Origin of the sequence: Vibrio sp. T13N (assembly GCF_032970445.1) — a bacterium.
In the GTDB taxonomy this organism is placed as follows: domain Bacteria; phylum Pseudomonadota; class Gammaproteobacteria; order Enterobacterales; family Vibrionaceae; genus Vibrio; species Vibrio diabolicus.
The window spans coordinates 151286-167237 of record NZ_JAWJYE010000002.1 but is presented as its reverse complement, the minus strand read 5'-3'; the positions used below and the strand labels follow the sequence as shown (position 1 = coordinate 167237).

Here is a 15952-nt window from a genome sequence, read left to right as displayed (position 1 = left end):
GGCTAGAAAATGAGTATAAAACATGACTACTGCATGGTGTTAAGCACAACCAGCAACGAAAAAAATCGAGATCAGATCATTAAAGGTTTGCTAGATGCCCAATTAGCCGCGTGTATTCAAACGATGCCTATTGAAAGTCACTATGTGTGGAAAGGGGAGATTTGTACTGACAACGAATGGTTGCTGGTGATCAAAACTCGCCGAGAGCTCTATGAATTGGTGGAAGAGAAAATAGAAAACCTGCACGAATATGAAGTAGCACAGATCGTACAGGTTCCAATTGTTGATGGGTTTAACCCTTATTTAGAGTGGCTGAGAGAATCGACGCTGAGCCGACATTAAAAATAGCGACAACGCTGCACCAACGGTGTCGCACAACATATCTTTCTGGGCATCCCATATGTCACCTTGCGAGCCCAGAAAGGCGATTCCTTCATCGCCGCCAGCCAATTCTGCATACCACCATTCGATAATCTCATAGCCTGCTGCAAGCGACATGATCGCAAACAAAGCAAACCAGCAAGAGAACGTTTTGTTGAACTTGTTCTTGTGTATCAAGTATTCAGCTATCGGATACGCATAAAGGCCAATCGAAAAGTGCGCAACGCGATCAAAGTTGTTTCTATCTGAACCAATCATGTCGTTAAACCAGTCAAATGGTACTTCGGAAAACGTATATTTCGCTCCGATAGTGTGCAAACAGAGCCAGATGAACATTAAAAAGTAAGCCGTATTACTGAATTGATAGCGAATCGAGATTGCCCAAATAGCAACAAGAATACCAATTGCTGGGATAATCTCCGCAAACCAAACGGCACGTGAGTTAGGTTCTAACGCAGAAAATAAAAACACGATGGCATAAAAAATCGTCAATCCTAAGAGTGTCGAGGTGCTTTTCATAGAGTTACTTGATCCTTCAATTTATCTTACAGTGGGACTCCATAGACTTGGGTAATGATTACACTTAATTGAACGGTGTGCAATTGTTATTTTGATGGTGTTTTTGATCACTGAAAATGTTGATTTATTGCCAAACTGCTCAACATTAAAACGTTTGCGCGTGCACTTTTCATTAAAGTTTGATTTACAACATGCCCATCCATAGAATCCGTGATTCAGTCTAATAAAAAAGAAGTAAAGCCATGAAACTGGAAACTGTCGATTATCTTGCTGACGATGCTGCTCAACAGTTCGTTACCTCTCTGCGCGAAACTGGGTTTGGTGTGTTGAAAAACCACCCGATTCCACAAGAGCTTGTAGAGTCAATTTACAAAAACTGGCATGAGTTTTTCTGTTCAGATCAAAAGAATGATTTTCACTTTAACGTAGACACCCAAGATGGCTACTTCCCACCTTCTGTGTCTGAAGTAGCGAAAGGGCACAAAGTGAAAGACATCAAAGAGTACTTTCATGTTTACCCTTGGGGTCAGATCCCAGAGCAGCTTAAAGCTGAAATCTTAGAGTACTATGAGCGGGCGAATGCATTTGCTCAGGAGCTATTAGGCTGGGTTGAAGCGTACGCACCTAAGGACGTTCAAGAGAAGTTCTCTATCGCGTTGTCAGAAATGATCAATAACAGCGACAAAACATTACTACGCGTTCTTCACTACCCACCGATGACAGGCGAAGAAGAGCCTGGCGCTATTCGTGCTGCCGCGCATGAAGACATTAACCTGTTAACAGTTTTGCCTGCTGCTAATGAGCCTGGACTGCAAGTAAAGAGCAAAGAAGGTGATTGGATAGATGTACCATGTGACTTCGGAAACTTAATCATCAACATTGGTGATATGCTTCAAGAAGCGTCGGGCGGTTACTTTCCTTCAACGACTCACCGTGTAATCAACCCAACGGGTGGCCGTCAAGAAAAGTCGCGTATTTCATTGCCGTTGTTCTTGCATCCAAAGCCAGAAGTGGTTTTGTCAGAGCGCTACACCGCACATAGCTACCTTATGGAACGTTTACGTGAACTAGGGGTTATTTAACCTTTACGTGATCTCCTTACAAAGGCCGATGGTTGATGACTATCGGCCTTTTGTTGTTTATGGTACAAAATGATACCCTCGCTTCATTCGGTGCCACAGAAATTAGGCCTGAAACACGCGTCAGCAAGCATTTTTACCAGTACAGATGAGCAGCTTTCTCTGAGATTAGTGTGATGCTTCAATATTAAAAACAGAGAGGATGAATGGAAGGACAACGCACGGTCAGTAGTATTGAGACTCACGCAATAGAAAACCCGTTGCTTTGGCCAATGCTAGAAATTCTTAGAAAGCAGCCTTCCGATTGGAAAGTTCACACCTTAGCAAGCAAGTTGAGTGAACAGGGCTACATTTCGAAATTGGATGATTCTCCTGATAAGGATTTATTCAAACGAAATTTCTTAATCATGAACGCGCTATACCAACTGCAAGAAACGCTTTACCCAGATGCCTGGCTGCAAGTTGAAGCGATGAATATCCAGCTGATGTCTTCGTTAGAAGCTTCGAGGCATATCGTTGATATTAACGACCCTTTGCGTGAATATTATCTGGATTGGCGCAACTACGAAGCGGACGAAGATGAAGTGCGTCGATTGTTGAATGAATTTTGGACCACTTATCAAAAATTCATTGGTGGTTCGTCTACAGTCAGCGTGGATAAAACAAAAGCACTCTCACTGTTTGAGCTTAACCCTGATGCAACACCCGCAGAAATTAGAAAGCAGTGGCGAAAACTCGCGCTTCGTTGGCATCCTGATCGAGAAAGTGGTGATGCAGAAAGGTTTAGAATTCTTTGTGAAGCGTGGAATGTACTGAGAAACGAATGATTCGGTATGAATAAAGATAAAGGAAGGCAGCTAACTATTAGCTGCCTTTTTTCATTGGATTGTCTCAATCAGCGTATCAAAACTAGCATGATGGCTTAAACTGAGATTTTCTCATGCGGTTAAGCGCAGCCATTACGTCTAGTGTGCGTGGTTTGGCTAAGTCCCCTTGCTTAGGGAGCGATGCATGCCACTCACCAGACAGCATTTCTTCAATTTCCTTCGCTGGATGATTACACCAGCCTGGAAGCTGAGCGATTTGGAACCATAACCAGCCAATCGTGTTGACTTCATCAGCGGACTCAATCTGTTCCAAAGCGCTAAGGTCAGTAAACTCTTTGCCAAATCGAAGTGACTCTTTGCCTTTCGCATTCACACGGAATTTACCGTCAGTGAGAATATTCATCAAAGCAACGCGATTCAGGGCGCGAGGCGGGAAGGTTTGTAAGCGTTCTTCCGATTCGTTATGACGTTGAGTAGGGTGCTGAGCGATCACTTCTTTCGCTTTTTCTGTCACATCAACCGCTTGGTAGTCGTGCATCTGAATGACTGTGTCGGCAACGTCTAAGTAGTCGCCTGAACCACCCATAACGATAATGGTAGAGATATCGAGATCATCTCGCAATTGACCAATGCGATCGACAAGAGGGGTAATTGGTTCATCACCTTTTGCCACCAATGCCTGCATACGTTCATCTCGAATCATGAAGTTCGTCGCAGAGGTGTCTTCATCAATCAATAACGTGCTCGCACCCGCTTCAATAGACTCTTGAAGCCAAGCGGCTTGTGATGTTGAGCCTGATGCATCTTGAGTCGAAAAGTCCGCTGTATCTTTACCCATTGGCAAATGGTTGATGTAATTCGACAGGTTCAAATGATGCACGCATCGACCATCTTCGGCGCGGATCTTCATTGCCTTGTCATCAGCTACGATGTATTCACGACCATCTCCTGGAATATGGTCGTAAATCGAACGCTCAATAGCATTCAGTAAGGTAGATTTACCGTGGAAACCGCCACCAACGATTAGCGTAATGCCCTTTGGAATCCCTAATCCCGTGACATGGCCTTTGTTTGGTGCATGTAAAGTCACTTGCAGCGATTCAGGGGCCTTGAACTCAACCGCCTCTTTCATTGGGAGATCACAGTTGCCAGCAGTTCGAGGAAGAATGCTGCCATTTGCGACAAACGCAACTAGGTTATTGGCTTCCAACTGTGCACGCAGGGCATCTTGGTCTTCAACAACTTGGCAATGCTCAATCAATGCTGTTTTGTCGAGTTCACGTTCTAAGGTCGCTCGACGGATAAACTTAGGCAAATGGAAAGTCAGTATGTTGTTGGCTTTTTTCCCCAACACTGAACGACCTTCAGCAGGCAAGTTAACTCGAAAACGCAGTTCAATACCTTCCTCGGTAAACAATACTGCGGTGCTATCCAACACAGTTTGGCCATTCAATGAAATGGATACGGAGTTTTCTTGTTTAGCAAACTGCTCAAAACTGCGCGCAATAAAGTCACGTGCTGCTCGTTGAAAAGCAGGGGACTCGTCTTTTAACCATTCCAGACCAGTCAAGGACCAGGCGCGAGTTGCACGAAAACGTGACGCGGAAGCATACGGATCTCCTTGTACGTGCTCGATGAACAAAGTGAAATCAGTGAAGTCGTATTGACCTTTGATTTGCTGATAAGCGCGGTAGTTCTGCTTTTCAATTTTCTTAAGCGTGGCAGTCAACTGATCCATGAAGATATTGGCCTTTTAATAGAAGCGGGCGGCGATTATAGAAACCACCGACACCTTAGTAAAGAGAATGCTTAGGAAGAGTAGGCGTATTGTCCGCCTGAAAGACGCTGATTAAACAAACTTTGCTCAAATTCATTACAAGGCATCGGTTTACCATAGAGAAAGCCTTGCCCAATATCACAACCCTCACCAATAAGAAACTGCTCTTGTTGGGGGGATTCAATGCCCTCAATAACCACTTGGAGGTCCAGTTTTTTAGCTATGTGTATGATAGAGCAAATGATCGCACGATCATCGTCCGACTTTTCCATTTGCTGGACAAAGCTCTTATCAATCTTGATGGCATCAAATGGGTATTTCTTCAAATAGCTGAAAGAGGCGTACCCTGTACCAAAGTCATCAAGTGACAATGTCACACCTAGTTCATGCAATTTGTTTAGCGTTGTGCGTGCTACTATTTCATCGGCAATTAAAGCGCTCTCGGTCACCTCGAGTTCGAGAAAATGTGCTGGTAAATGGAAGGATTCGAGTAGGTGTTGCACTTGCTCCGCAAAGTTCACGTTTTGTAATTGAATTGGAGAGACGTTAACGGCAATTTTGAAATTATCAATTAACTCCGACCACTGTTTAGCTTTGTCTATCGCGGTACGAAGAACAAAAGAGCCAACTTCAAAAATAAGTCCGTTTTGTTCAGCCATATGTATTAATGCTTCGTTAGAGACGTCGCCCAGTATTGGGTGTCTCCAGCGCAGCAATGCTTCTGCGCCAATCCACTTGTGAGTATGGGGATGAACTTTGGGCTGAAAGTACAGCATCAGGTCGTCATTTCTTACCGCTTGCAATAAGTAGCTTTCCAATTGATTGTGGTTGTTTAGCTCATTCGAATGACTTTCACAAAAATAACTATACGCTTCGCCAGACTCTTTACACAGCAGCATGGCATAGCATGCATTTTGAAGAAGTTGTTTGGCATTGCTGGTTTGGTGGGCTTGTACAACACCAATATAAGAGTTGAGGTGAACCTCTGTGTCTTTTATATAAAAGCTTCCCAAGCCAATATTGGTGATATCATCCAGTAGCTTACGCAATTTCATATCAATATCGTTGCCCCATATGAGTAATACGAGGTCATTCGAGCTCGGCCTCCCAGTAACAAAATAACTCGATTCTCGTTTACCAAGGCGATACCGAAATTCTTTTAATATCTCGTCAAAGGCCTCAAAGCCATAACGGGTTTGGATACTGCGAGCATTACTAAAGCCAATGTTTATCACAAGCAGTGATTGCTGGCTATGATCCAACGTTCCGAGCGTTTCTCCGACAACACTTTCCAGTGCTGCGCGGTTTAAGAATCCGGTTCCCTGATCGTGTGTTTTTTGGTAGCTCACTTGTTTTTCTGCGGCCTTACGACGATCAATCTCTTTTGTTAGGGAGTAACTCAACTGCGCTAAGTCCGTAGTACGGTTCTCAACTCGATTTTTGAGTTCATTATTAAGACGCTGGAGTTTGTGTTGCTGATACACGACAGAGAGCTGCGCTTCGATTGAGTCTTTGAAAGTTCCGAGCAATTGGCGGTAAGTGTCGCTGTATTCATTCTTCTTGGAATCAAGCATGCAGATGGTTCCAAACGTCTCTCCGTTTGGCCAGAATAACGGTAAACCGCAATAAGATATCATGCCTAGTTTGATGTCAGGGTTATTGCACCATTCTTCATCCTCGAGCGCATTAGGAACCATGAGTTCGCTCTTATGCTCAATGACATGCTCACAATACAAACCGTTCCCGAGTAGTTCAGCATCGCCGGTACGATAGGGGTTACCTTGAGTTTCACTGGATGTGTTGACTTCAATACGATCTGGATGGATACGCATGATTAATGTGGTGGGTACGTGCGTTATTTGAGCCAGTAAGTTGACGATTTCCTGCCAGCTTTTTTGCATAGACTCAGGGATTTCATAATCTAATGTTTGCAATCTCCCCATATAGGTCATCCTTTACGTGGTTTCACTTCCTGTGAATTTAAAATGTAGACTGCTCTATCTTGTTCTCGGTTTTTAATTAAGTATAGGGTGGCTGGGGCTTGAAACAAAAAAAAGTCCTGAAAAGTGTTCAGGACTAGGAATAGTTATCACATATCTCATACTTGAAACAGATAACAAGCATTACGGTTTAAGCGATTTTAGCGACTCAATAGAAATGTCTTGCGAATAGTCGACGTCTTCAAAGTTAAAGCCATTTAGCTTCATAAACTCATCTTTAAAGCCTTGGTAATCACCAATCTCTTTAAAGTTATTGGCGTTCATTTGCTCTAAAAGAGCATGGACTTCTTGTTGTACTTGCGGGTCAAGCTCTAAGTCGTCTATTCGGATTAAGCGTTCGCCGTCAACAGGCACTTTATCTTGATCGTACAATTTAGTGGTAAACAGTCGCTGCATTTGTTCAATACAACGTTCGTGAGTACCTTTTTCCTTCATCACTCGATAAAGTGCTAAAAGGTAGGGACTTAGCGCAGGAATGAACACACTGGCTTTCGTCACCAACGCCTTACACACTGTTGCGTAAGCACCGCCGTCAAAGTTGGCAAGTTTTAGATTTAACGAGTGACTTGTTTGGTGTAAATCTATTTTCGCTCGACCTAACGTACCATCGAGATAGATAGGGTGCGTAACGTCTGGTCCCATGTAAGAAAACGCGATGGTCTTGCAGCCTTGTGCAATCGAGTCGTTATTAATCAGTGTATCAATCCAGCTTTCCCAGTCTTCACCACCCATCACTTTGATAGTGGCTTCGGCCTCTTCCTCTGTTGCGGGAGTTAAAGTGGTTTCTACCCACTGATCGTTTTCCAGCATAATTGAAGCGCCAGTAACAGGCTCACCAATAGGCTTAATGACGCTACGCCAAAACTCATCAGACTCTGGTTTAGGTCGAACACCCGTCGCTAAGCTATAGATGACTAAATCAACTTCACCTTCAAAGTACGTTTCAATGGCTTCAATCACCTGATTGCGGACGGAGTCAGAGAATGCGTCACCAACAATATTGATGGCGGTACGCCCCGCGTGATTTGCTTCTTGTTTAAAAAAGATGTTGTTATACCAACCCGCACTTCCAACGCCTTTGTCTGAAGGCCCGCGCTCGAAGGAGACACCAATGGTATCAGCTTTAGCACCTCCGAAGGTGAGGGCAATACGAGCCGCTAACCCGAAACCAGAGGAAGCACCAATAATCAAAACCCGTTTTGGACCGCTTTTGATCTGCGGGGCGTGTTTTACGTATTCAATTTGCTCTTTAATGGATGCATGACACCCGTATGGGTGAGCAGAGCGAGCAACAACACCTTGAATTAAAGGGTCTATTCGCATGTTGTTATCTATCCTCGATGAGTGGAATTGAAAATAGATTAACGTAAAGTTAAGTAAAACTTATTGAGCTAGACCATTAAAATTAGAGATGTTTAATTAATTCTTGAGCAACAAAGTCAGCAATCCAAGGCTGTGCATCAGGCTTGGGGTGAAGGCCATCATCCATCATCCACTCGGGTTTGATGACCACATGCTCCAAGAAGAATGGCATCAAGGTAACTTGTTGATGTTGTGCAAGCTTAGGGTAGATATCGTAAAACATATCGCTATAGCGCTTACCATAATTAGGTGGCACTCGAATTTGCATCATGACAACGTCCGCTCCTGAATCTTTTATCATGGTAATCATTTTTGAGAGATTCGACGTAATAAGTTTAGGAGGGAAACCTCTTAGGCCATCGTTGGCACCTAACTCAATGAGCACCATATCAGGGCTGTGTTGGGTTAGTAGCTGTGGTAATCGAGCTAAACCGTTGCCTGTGGTATCGCCAGAAATGCTGGCATTAATAACTGTTACATCTTGACCATGTTCTGACAACGCATCAGGGAGTAAGCTAGGCCAACTCTTTTCGATCGGCATCTGATAGCCCGCGCTCAGGCTATCACCTAAGACAAGTAGCTTTTCGCTCGCATGTGCAGTAGCGGAAAAACAAAAAAATAGAACTAAGGAAAGTATACGAATCATGCAAACACCTGTACTTAATGCACCTATTGTTCAAGCCAATTTGGTTTCTAAACAAGTCTCTACTAATCAAGAGCAATTAACAATCCTCAAAGATGTAAATGTTGACATCAGGAAAGGAGAAAAAATCGCCATCGTCGGTACTTCCGGTGCGGGTAAGTCAACGTTGATGACGTTGTTAGCTGGCCTTGATACACCGACATCAGGTGAAATTACCTTGTTAGGTCATGAGTTATCAAAACTTGACGATGAAGCTCGCGCAAAAATTCGAGCTGACTCTCTAGGTTTTGTTTTCCAAAGTTTCTTATTAATCCCGAGCTTGAGTGCATTACGCAATGTCACGCTTCCTTGTCTTTTACGTGGTGAAGCCGAAGATGAAGCAAGAGCCGCCGAATTATTAACCGCTGTTGGATTGGAAAAACGTGTCGATCATCTTCCAAGTCAATTATCTGGTGGTGAACAACAACGTGTCGCGCTAGCACGTGCCTTTATGACACAGCCTGAACTGTTGTTCGCAGACGAGCCTACCGGCAATCTTGACCATCAAACCGCAGACAAAGTAATTGAGCTTTTATTCGATCTTAATGAGCAGCATGGAACAACGCTGATATTAGTTACACACGATGGTCACCTAGCAAGTCGATGTGACCGTATTTATCGTATGGAGGCGGGTGAGCTTAAGGAGGAGGTGTAATGTCTGCAGTATCATCAAGCGAAGCAACATCGACAGAAAGAAGCAGTGCAATAAAACACTCGTCAAACAAAAGCCTAATACGTTGGAGTTTCGGCGAAATAAGACAGGGGAACCTTTGGCCTATTAGCGTTGCTCTTATTCTTGTGATTGCGAGCATCTTTGCGCTTTCTGCATTAGCGGAGCGAATGGAGCAGGTGATCGTCAAACAGGGGAAGGATGCATTGACAGCGGATGCGGTGTTTGTGTCTGCTAATCCTATACCTGACACGTTGTTAGCCTCGACTGAAAACCTAGAACGTTCGACGATGACACGATTTGCCACGATGGCATTTAGCGACAATGGTATGCAGTTGATTTCCGTAAGGGCAGTGGACGACAATTACCCTTTAATGGGAGAACTGGTACTAGACAACAACCCATCCGGTCGCGTTAAAGAGAACCAACTCTGGCTTGATGAGCGGATTATGGCTCAACTAGACGTCAAGTCGGGTGACAGCGTCACTATAGGCGATGCCGATTTTACGGTTTCAGGTGCAGTGCTGATGGAACCTGGGTTAAGCTTTAACCCATTTCAACAAATGCCTTCTGCATACATCCATCAAAAAGACGTTGAGAAAACAGGAGCGATTCAAGTCGGGAGTCGAGTTCAATACCGTCTGTTTCTACAAGCCGATGATAAAACGCTAAAAGGCCTGCAAGAAGATACTGTTCTTTCTCCTAGTGATCGCTGGCGCACGCAAGATACTGCCAGTCGTAGCAATGAGGTCTTTGAACGAACGACGCAGTATCTGTCCTTGACGGTTGCGATTGTCATCATTATGGCAGCGACAACATTGGTTCTTACTTGCCAAAACTATGTGAATAGTCGAACACAAACCATTGCGATGCTAAAAAGCCTTGGCGCAAGTCGACGATGGATTGAAAAATGGCTGTTTATTCAAGTCACAATCCTGCTCATTAGCGCCAGTGTCGTTGGGTTATTGTTGGGAAGTGGGCTGGAGTACTTGTTGCGCATTCCACTCAAAGACTTATTACCCGAGCCATTACCTAGTTACGGCGTCACTCCATATTTGGTGTCGTTTATCTCAGCGGTCCTGATCACCGTTCCTGCCCTTGGCATACCATTGTTGGGTTTGATTAAAACTCCAGCCTTAGAAGTGCTACAGCAGGGCAAAGCACAACGTTCTTGGAAGCGAATGTTGCTCGTTCTAGTCCCCGTTGTTCCATTACTTTTGCTTTATGCTGATAACACCTTAGTTTGGATTGTTCTTATTGGTATTGCAGTACTTTTTGTTGTGCTTGCTGCAGTGAGCGTCGCACTCACAAAATTGTTTGCGCGTATTTCAACACAACCTGCCATGAAGCTTGCGTTGAGTCGTATCAACCGCACGCCAGTAACCAGTGGCCTGCAGTTTGGTGCTTTGGCGTTGTCTTTGATGCTGCTATCTATTATCTGGCTTGTGCGCAGCGATATTCTCGCGGATTGGGAGAGAACCTTACCTGCAGACGCACCAAATGTCTTTGCATTAAATATTGGTGATTACGAACTCGATAGCTACCTAGAAACCTTAGATAAAAATGGGGTTACACGGTCACAAGCTTATCCAATTATTCGTGGTCGATTGACAGAGATTAATGGTCAAAACGTCAAAGAGATTGAATACGAAGGAGAAGGCTCTGACGCAATACGTCGTGAATTGAACCTTACGTGGGGAAACAGCCTGCCAGAGTATAATGATGTGCTTGCGGGTGAATGGACAAATAAAGGGAGTGTCTCTGTAGAAGCCGATGTAGCAAATGACTTGGGCATCGAACTTGGTGACAAACTGCGCTTTGTTATTAATAGCCAGAACTACGATGCGGTAGTAGATACCATTCGTTATGTTGAATGGCGTGATATGAAGCCTAACTTTTACTTTATTTTCTCATCCGACGTTATGGCTAATCTACCGGGTTCTTACCTCATCAGTTATAGAATTGATGAGGGGAACGAAGCACTATTAACGTCTATGTCTCGATCTCACCCAACGGTATCTGTTTTAGATATTCGTACCATGGGCGAAAAAATCCAGGATTTGATTCAACAAATCGTATCGGCAATCACTATTCTCGCTCTTTTAGGCGTGGTTGCGGGGGTGCTACTTATCTTTACGCTATTGAGATTAAGCTTATCCCAACGTCAGCAGGAGATCCGTTTGTATCGCACATTAGGTTCAAGTAAAAAACGGATCAATACAACTCTGTGGGCCGAATACGGCATTATGGCGTTGATAGCTAGCGGTGTCGCGGTATTCGCTGCCGAAGTTTGTGTTGCCGCGGTAATGATATATGGCTTCGACCTAAACGCACAAATTCACCCCGAATTGTGGATAGCTTTACCACTGGCAACATTTGTTACGTTGGCACTTGTCGTAATGAGTTTGTTGAAAAGATTGTTAACGCCAGTAAACACTTAATCACTGCAAATGTTATTAAATGTGGAACACTCCATGACACTTTTATTTTAGTTATCCACAAAAACAGTGGATAACTTTTGGGATAACTAAATGGGGTAAAAAGTGGGGTGTTTCTGCAGGCTTTGCGCCATGGGTCTTACAGTGAAATTGTTATTCACATAGGCATAAAAAAGTGTCTTCCTAACCATGTCGTCAAGTACTTTTTTTGCAATTTTTTTCTACTTTAACGCACCATAAAGGCGCAGTTGGATATTTCGCAAACCCATGAACTTTTTGTGATTTTAATCAAGCCCAAACACGAGTAGAATCCACCGTTAGTAAAGAATTTTCCTTATAAAATTTTTAGTGAAGCAATGAAGTCTGAGTTTCCAAATTACAAAGATAAGCACATCGCTGTTGTTGGTGGCGGTGTCGCAGGTGCAACAGCAGCAATTCATTTTGCGGAGCTGGGTTTTAAAGTTTCCGTAATAGAGAAGGGCGTATCACTGGTAAATGGTCCGCCCATTTGCCATTTACATGCAGGTGGCAACTTATATCGAGAGATTTCTGAGCAACAATGTTTAGATTTGTTAGCACAATCCATTGATACTGTTCGCCTATATCCGCTTTCACTGAATATTCGCCCGACGATCATTGCAGTCCCTTATTCTGATGGTGGAGATCCATCCGCACTGATTCCTCGACTAGAGGTGGTGAAAAATGCGTATCAAAAGCTCGTTGATAAAGATCAAAGCAACAAAGTGCTTGGTGAGCCAAGCGAATACTACAAATTGTATTCAAAAGAGGATCTAGAAGCACTCGCACAACGTACTCAACCAAGTCACCCTGCAACCTTTGATGAGTGGTGTATTCCTTTTGCTCAACATGCTGATCTAGAAGCGCTAAAGTACCCAGTTGTGGCGGTTCAGGAATATGGCTGGAGTGTTTTTCGCCTTGCCGCAATTGCCAACTTAACGTTGAACGCTCTGCCAAACGCCTCAGTATGCACACAAGCAACGCTCAAACAAGCGGACTGGATGGGTAATCACTGGCAACTTGGTTACGAACGAGATGGCATTGATTATCTTATGACATGTGACTACTTGGTCAATGCATGTGGTTTTGAAACAGGATCCATTGACAATACCATCGGTGCCAAGCGTGATAGGTTAGTTGAGTTTAAAGCCGCTTATGTAACCAAGTGGGCAGACTGCCAACAACTGTGGCCAGAAGTTATTTTCCATGGACCGCGTGGAACTGATAAAGGAATGGCTCAACTGACCCCCTATGGTGATGGTTATTTTCAGCTTCACGGCATGACGAAAGGCATTACGCTATTTGAAGATGGCTTAGTTGAGAGTACGCCGTCCTCAGCTCAGCCCGAACTGCCAGTTCCTTTACTCTCAAAGATACGTAACGGTTGGCGAGAAGAAGTCTTAGAAGAACGAACCAATAATGCTATCAAACACATGGCGCAGTTCATTCCCGACTATCACTCTGCTATCAAAGGGGGAAAAGCCCTGTTTGGTGCCCAGCAAATTCCTGGAACGGATCCGGTACTCAGGGCAGCCGATGTGACCTTTGAAGACAACCATTACGCGCGGATAGAAGTGGTAAAAGCGTCATCAACACTACTCGCAGCGCAAAAAATGCTTCAGTTCTGGTTTGATATCGAACCTAACCAAAATGTGGAATCCCAACATCCTGTCGCTGTGCATTGGTCTGAACAAGAAATTGAGCAGTACGCGATTAAACTCACGCAAGAGCGAGACTATCCGCAAGCGTTAGCAGAGCGTTATGGGATGCCTGCATAACCGTTACGTATGGGCTCAGAGGTTGTACTAATATCCAAAAAACTGAGCCCATTGGCACCATACTTCTTGCAAGCCTTGTCTATCTCCTTTCACAAAATTGACTTTTTGCCCGGGTTTCGCCTGTGCCAGCCTTGGCAGGTCAATACGTGCTACACAGCCAAACTTAGGATAGCCACCGATGGTTTGATGGTCGTTGAGCAACACAATGGGATTACCATCGTTAGGAACTTGAATCGATCCTAGCGCAATTCCTTCCGACAGTACGCCTTCGTAGGGCGGTTTGATTTTGTTTCCTTCAAGACGATAGCCCATACGATTTGAATCAGGGGATATGGTGAATGCGTTGCTATAAAAGGCTTGGCGAGCGTCTTCATCAAAGTCCTCATTTTGATAGCCTTCAATCACTCTCAGCTTGATAGGTAAGTTGTAATCCGGCTTAAAGCGAAATGTCATCAGCCTTGGTTTGTGTTTCGGTAAGTTATGAGGAAAAAAGGGAAGAATATCGCCTGCTTTTAAAGCGCCACCATTTGAGTCATAACCACCAAGAGATTCTCTCGTGACTGTAGAAGCACTTCCTAAGTGCTGAGCAATATCGAACCCACCTTTAACCGCAAGATAGGAGCGAAGTCCATTTTTTGCGACTCCGAACTGCAACTTCTGCCCCTTCTTCAACGTAAAGTCAGACCAATTTGAGATAGGCTCACCATCTACTTTTGCATTCAAATCACCACCACATATTGCAAGATGGCAGTTATGTAGTGCGACAAAGCAAGCGTTACCCAAAGTAATTTCAATCGCAGCACAATTGACTACGTTCCCAAGTAAATGGTTTGCCCAACTGTAGGCGTAATCATCTACGGGGCCACCTTGAGTCACGCCAATATGCGCTAAGCCAAAACGACCAAAGTCTTGAATCAAAGAAAGTGGCCCTGACTTTTCCACCAGCAATCCAGCGTAACTCATAGAACACCTCCTAACTCGATAAACTTTTGTTTGGAAATGGCATTAAACGTGACCTTGTCACCTACTTCAAACGGTATAAAAGGTGGTGTATCAGAGAAAAGGGGAAGCGGGCTTCTACCGATAATGTTCCATCCGCCAGGACTATCTGATGGATAGACGGCCGTTTTAGAGTCTGCGATTCCCACGCTTCCGACTGGTACTCGCGTTCTTGGTGTAGCTAACCTTGGCATATGTAATTGAGTATCGACATCGGAGAGGAATGCAAAACCTGGAGCAAAACCAATCGCTGAAACCGCATACTCGGCCTGAGTATGTAAAGAAATGAGCGCGTCTAATGATAGTCCACGATCTTGAAAGCGGGACAAATCTAGCGCGGTTTCTTCGGAGTAGTATACGGGAATAGTGATGTGGTTAGGTTGAACAAGGCTGAGCGATTGAGTATCAAACTGACTGATCATTTGATGCAGTTTATGCACTAAATCTTTTTCATTGATTCGAAAAGGCAAGTAATCAATGAGGATGGTTTGATAGGAGGGGACCACGTTCATAATGATTGACGCTAAAGTGTCTTTGATGTTGCGAGCAAGTTCTCCGACCGCATTTTCAGAGATACTCTCGTCAAACTTAATGAAAATACTGCACTCGGAGATCAAAGAGATACTAAATTTCTCTTTATGCATTAATTTCCTCCCGCGTATAGGCTTTGACGGATCTTTTGGATCAGAGCGATCGACTCTTCATTGTCACCATGAACACAAATCGTATCGGCTTCCAGTAAAATGTAGCCGCCAGAAGCGGTTTTGACACGCCCAGAGTCTGCTAACGTACGGACTTGCTCAAGTATCGCATGCTCATTCTTTAACACGGCATCAGGCTGTGTCCTAGGTGTAAGTAATCCGTCATCCTGATACAAACGGTCTGCAAATGCTTCAAACAGCAAGGGAACGTCATAATCATCTGCGATTTCTAAGTATTTTTCGTTTTCCTGTGACGCTAGAATCATTAACGGCACTTTGAACAAAGCTGCCGCCTTTACGACTGATCTAAATATCGAATCACTTTTCATCATGTCGTTGTATAACGCGCCATGAGGCTTTATATAGCTAATATCTGTGTATTGAGCCCGACAAAGTGCCTGTAAAGCGCCTACTTGGTATATAACCATGTTAGTAATTTCATCACCCGTCATGTTTATACTGCGCCTGCCGAAGCCTTGGAGGTCGGAGTAGCCCGGGTGTGCTCCAATATCAACATCGTTGTCGTTGGCGAGAGTGATAGTGTCGTGCATGACATTAGGATCGGAAGCATGAAAACCGCACGCGATGTTTGCCATATCAACATGAGGCATAACATCTTCGTCTGCCCCCATAATCCAAGAGCCAAAGCTCTCACCCATGTCACAGTTCAATGTAAGTTGCTGTTTATTCAATGTCATACGTTTTATTTCTACACAAGCAA

Annotated in this window: 14 protein-coding genes; 6 read left to right on the top strand and 8 right to left on the bottom strand. The window is 44.1% G+C overall.

The genetic code is table 11. From position 1 onward, the window contains the following. The first annotated feature begins 9 nt into the window (after positions 1 to 9). Positions 10 to 342, top strand: a complete 333-nt coding sequence (cutA, locus tag R2S67_RS03840) for a divalent-cation tolerance protein CutA (protein ID WP_031780471.1) — start codon at positions 10 to 12, stop codon at positions 340 to 342. On the opposite strand, the gene R2S67_RS03835 is transcribed toward cutA, so the two are convergent. Further along, the gene (locus tag R2S67_RS03835) at positions 304 to 900 is read right to left on the bottom strand and encodes a DUF2238 domain-containing protein (protein ID WP_005395495.1); all 597 of its coding nucleotides are present in this window, start codon (positions 898 to 900) and stop codon (positions 304 to 306) included. The genes cutA and R2S67_RS03835 overlap by 39 nt on opposite strands. 242 nt (positions 901 to 1142) lie before the next feature. Between R2S67_RS03835 and R2S67_RS03830 the strand changes: the two genes are divergently transcribed. Together R2S67_RS03830 and R2S67_RS03825 are read left to right on the top strand one after the other, a co-directional pair. Further along, on the top strand, positions 1143 to 1982 hold the full coding sequence (locus tag R2S67_RS03830) for an isopenicillin N synthase family dioxygenase (protein ID WP_005376329.1): 840 nt from the start codon (positions 1143 to 1145) through the stop codon (positions 1980 to 1982). A gap of 203 nt (positions 1983 to 2185) precedes the next feature. Next, entirely contained in the window at positions 2186 to 2806 is a 621-nt protein-coding gene (locus tag R2S67_RS03825; protein ID WP_317342352.1) for a DNA-J related domain-containing protein, read from the top strand. Positions 2807 to 2888: 82 nt separating this feature from the next. Here R2S67_RS03825 and R2S67_RS03820 read toward each other — a convergent pair whose 3' ends face one another. The 4 genes from R2S67_RS03820 to tesA all read right to left on the bottom strand — a co-directional run bounded on the left by R2S67_RS03820 (position 2889) and on the right by tesA (position 8591). Then, the gene (locus R2S67_RS03820) at positions 2889 to 4544 is read right to left on the bottom strand and encodes an ABC-ATPase domain-containing protein (protein WP_317342351.1); all 1656 of its coding nucleotides are present in this window, start codon (positions 4542 to 4544) and stop codon (positions 2889 to 2891) included. Between the two features lie 71 nt (positions 4545 to 4615). Beyond that, the gene (locus R2S67_RS03815; protein WP_053808423.1) at positions 4616 to 6526 is read right to left on the bottom strand and encodes an EAL domain-containing protein; all 1911 of its coding nucleotides are present in this window, start codon (positions 6524 to 6526) and stop codon (positions 4616 to 4618) included. Between the two features lie 180 nt (positions 6527 to 6706). After that, the gene (gene fabV / locus R2S67_RS03810) at positions 6707 to 7906 is read right to left on the bottom strand and encodes an enoyl-ACP reductase FabV (protein WP_012842298.1); all 1200 of its coding nucleotides are present in this window, start codon (positions 7904 to 7906) and stop codon (positions 6707 to 6709) included. Positions 7907 to 7988: 82 nt separating this feature from the next. Beyond that, on the bottom strand, positions 7989 to 8591 hold the full coding sequence (gene tesA / locus R2S67_RS03805) for a multifunctional acyl-CoA thioesterase I/protease I/lysophospholipase L1 (RefSeq protein WP_005395483.1): 603 nt from the start codon (positions 8589 to 8591) through the stop codon (positions 7989 to 7991). On the opposite strand from tesA, the gene R2S67_RS03800 reads away from it, so the two are divergent. The 3 genes from R2S67_RS03800 to R2S67_RS03790 all read left to right on the top strand — a co-directional run bounded on the left by R2S67_RS03800 (position 8590) and on the right by R2S67_RS03790 (position 13531). Continuing rightward, positions 8590 to 9282, top strand: coding sequence for an ABC transporter ATP-binding protein (locus R2S67_RS03800; protein WP_005395482.1), 693 nt, complete (start codon positions 8590 to 8592; stop codon positions 9280 to 9282). The two genes, tesA and R2S67_RS03800, sit on opposite strands and share 2 nt — an antisense overlap. Further along, positions 9282 to 11738: an ABC transporter permease gene (locus R2S67_RS03795; RefSeq protein ID WP_317342345.1), complete on the top strand. Its 2457-nt coding sequence runs from the start codon at positions 9282 to 9284 to the stop codon at positions 11736 to 11738. The genes R2S67_RS03800 and R2S67_RS03795 overlap by 1 nt, the downstream gene beginning before the upstream one ends. Positions 11739 to 12091: 353 nt before the next feature. Next, positions 12092 to 13531 (top strand): FAD-dependent oxidoreductase, encoded by a 1440-nt coding sequence (locus R2S67_RS03790; RefSeq protein WP_109169959.1) that lies wholly within the window; start codon positions 12092 to 12094, stop codon positions 13529 to 13531. A 27-nt stretch (positions 13532 to 13558) separates the two neighbouring features. Here R2S67_RS03790 and R2S67_RS03785 read toward each other — a convergent pair whose 3' ends face one another. The 3 genes from R2S67_RS03785 to R2S67_RS03775 are packed head-to-tail and all read right to left on the bottom strand — an operon-like array spanning position 13559 to position 15929. Further along, positions 13559 to 14494, bottom strand: coding sequence for a biotin-dependent carboxyltransferase family protein (locus R2S67_RS03785; RefSeq protein ID WP_046876110.1), 936 nt, complete (start codon positions 14492 to 14494; stop codon positions 13559 to 13561). Then, positions 14491 to 15174, bottom strand: coding sequence for an allophanate hydrolase subunit 1 (locus R2S67_RS03780; protein ID WP_317342342.1), 684 nt, complete (start codon positions 15172 to 15174; stop codon positions 14491 to 14493). The genes R2S67_RS03785 and R2S67_RS03780 overlap by 4 nt, the downstream gene beginning before the upstream one ends. Beyond that, a complete protein-coding gene (locus R2S67_RS03775) occupies positions 15174 to 15929 on the bottom strand; it encodes a 5-oxoprolinase subunit PxpA (RefSeq protein ID WP_317342340.1) in 756 nt (251 codons plus the stop codon). Before R2S67_RS03775 ends, R2S67_RS03780 begins: the two co-directional genes overlap by 1 nt. Positions 15930 to 15952: the final 23 nt, after the last annotated feature.

Coding starts and splice junctions, on each gene's coding strand:
- cutA (WP_031780471.1), top strand. CDS start 10: ATGAGTATAAAACATGACTACTGCATGGTGTTAAGCACAACCAGCAAC.
- R2S67_RS03835 (WP_005395495.1), bottom strand. CDS start 900: ATGAAAAGCACCTCGACACTCTTAGGATTGACGATTTTTTATGCCATC.
- R2S67_RS03830 (WP_005376329.1), top strand. CDS start 1,143: ATGAAACTGGAAACTGTCGATTATCTTGCTGACGATGCTGCTCAACAG.
- R2S67_RS03825 (WP_317342352.1), top strand. CDS start 2,186: ATGGAAGGACAACGCACGGTCAGTAGTATTGAGACTCACGCAATAGAA.
- R2S67_RS03820 (WP_317342351.1), bottom strand. CDS start 4,544: ATGGATCAGTTGACTGCCACGCTTAAGAAAATTGAAAAGCAGAACTAC.
- R2S67_RS03815 (WP_053808423.1), bottom strand. CDS start 6,526: ATGGGGAGATTGCAAACATTAGATTATGAAATCCCTGAGTCTATGCAA.
- fabV (WP_012842298.1), bottom strand. CDS start 7,906: ATGCGAATAGACCCTTTAATTCAAGGTGTTGTTGCTCGCTCTGCTCAC.
- R2S67_RS03800 (WP_005395482.1), top strand. CDS start 8,590: ATGCAAACACCTGTACTTAATGCACCTATTGTTCAAGCCAATTTGGTT.
- tesA (WP_005395483.1), bottom strand. CDS start 8,591: ATGATTCGTATACTTTCCTTAGTTCTATTTTTTTGTTTTTCCGCTACT.
- R2S67_RS03795 (WP_317342345.1), top strand. CDS start 9,282: ATGTCTGCAGTATCATCAAGCGAAGCAACATCGACAGAAAGAAGCAGT.
- R2S67_RS03790 (WP_109169959.1), top strand. CDS start 12,092: ATGAAGTCTGAGTTTCCAAATTACAAAGATAAGCACATCGCTGTTGTT.
- R2S67_RS03785 (WP_046876110.1), bottom strand. CDS start 14,494: ATGAGTTACGCTGGATTGCTGGTGGAAAAGTCAGGGCCACTTTCTTTG.
- R2S67_RS03780 (WP_317342342.1), bottom strand. CDS start 15,174: ATGCATAAAGAGAAATTTAGTATCTCTTTGATCTCCGAGTGCAGTATT.
- R2S67_RS03775 (WP_317342340.1), bottom strand. CDS start 15,929: ATGACATTGAATAAACAGCAACTTACATTGAACTGTGACATGGGTGAG.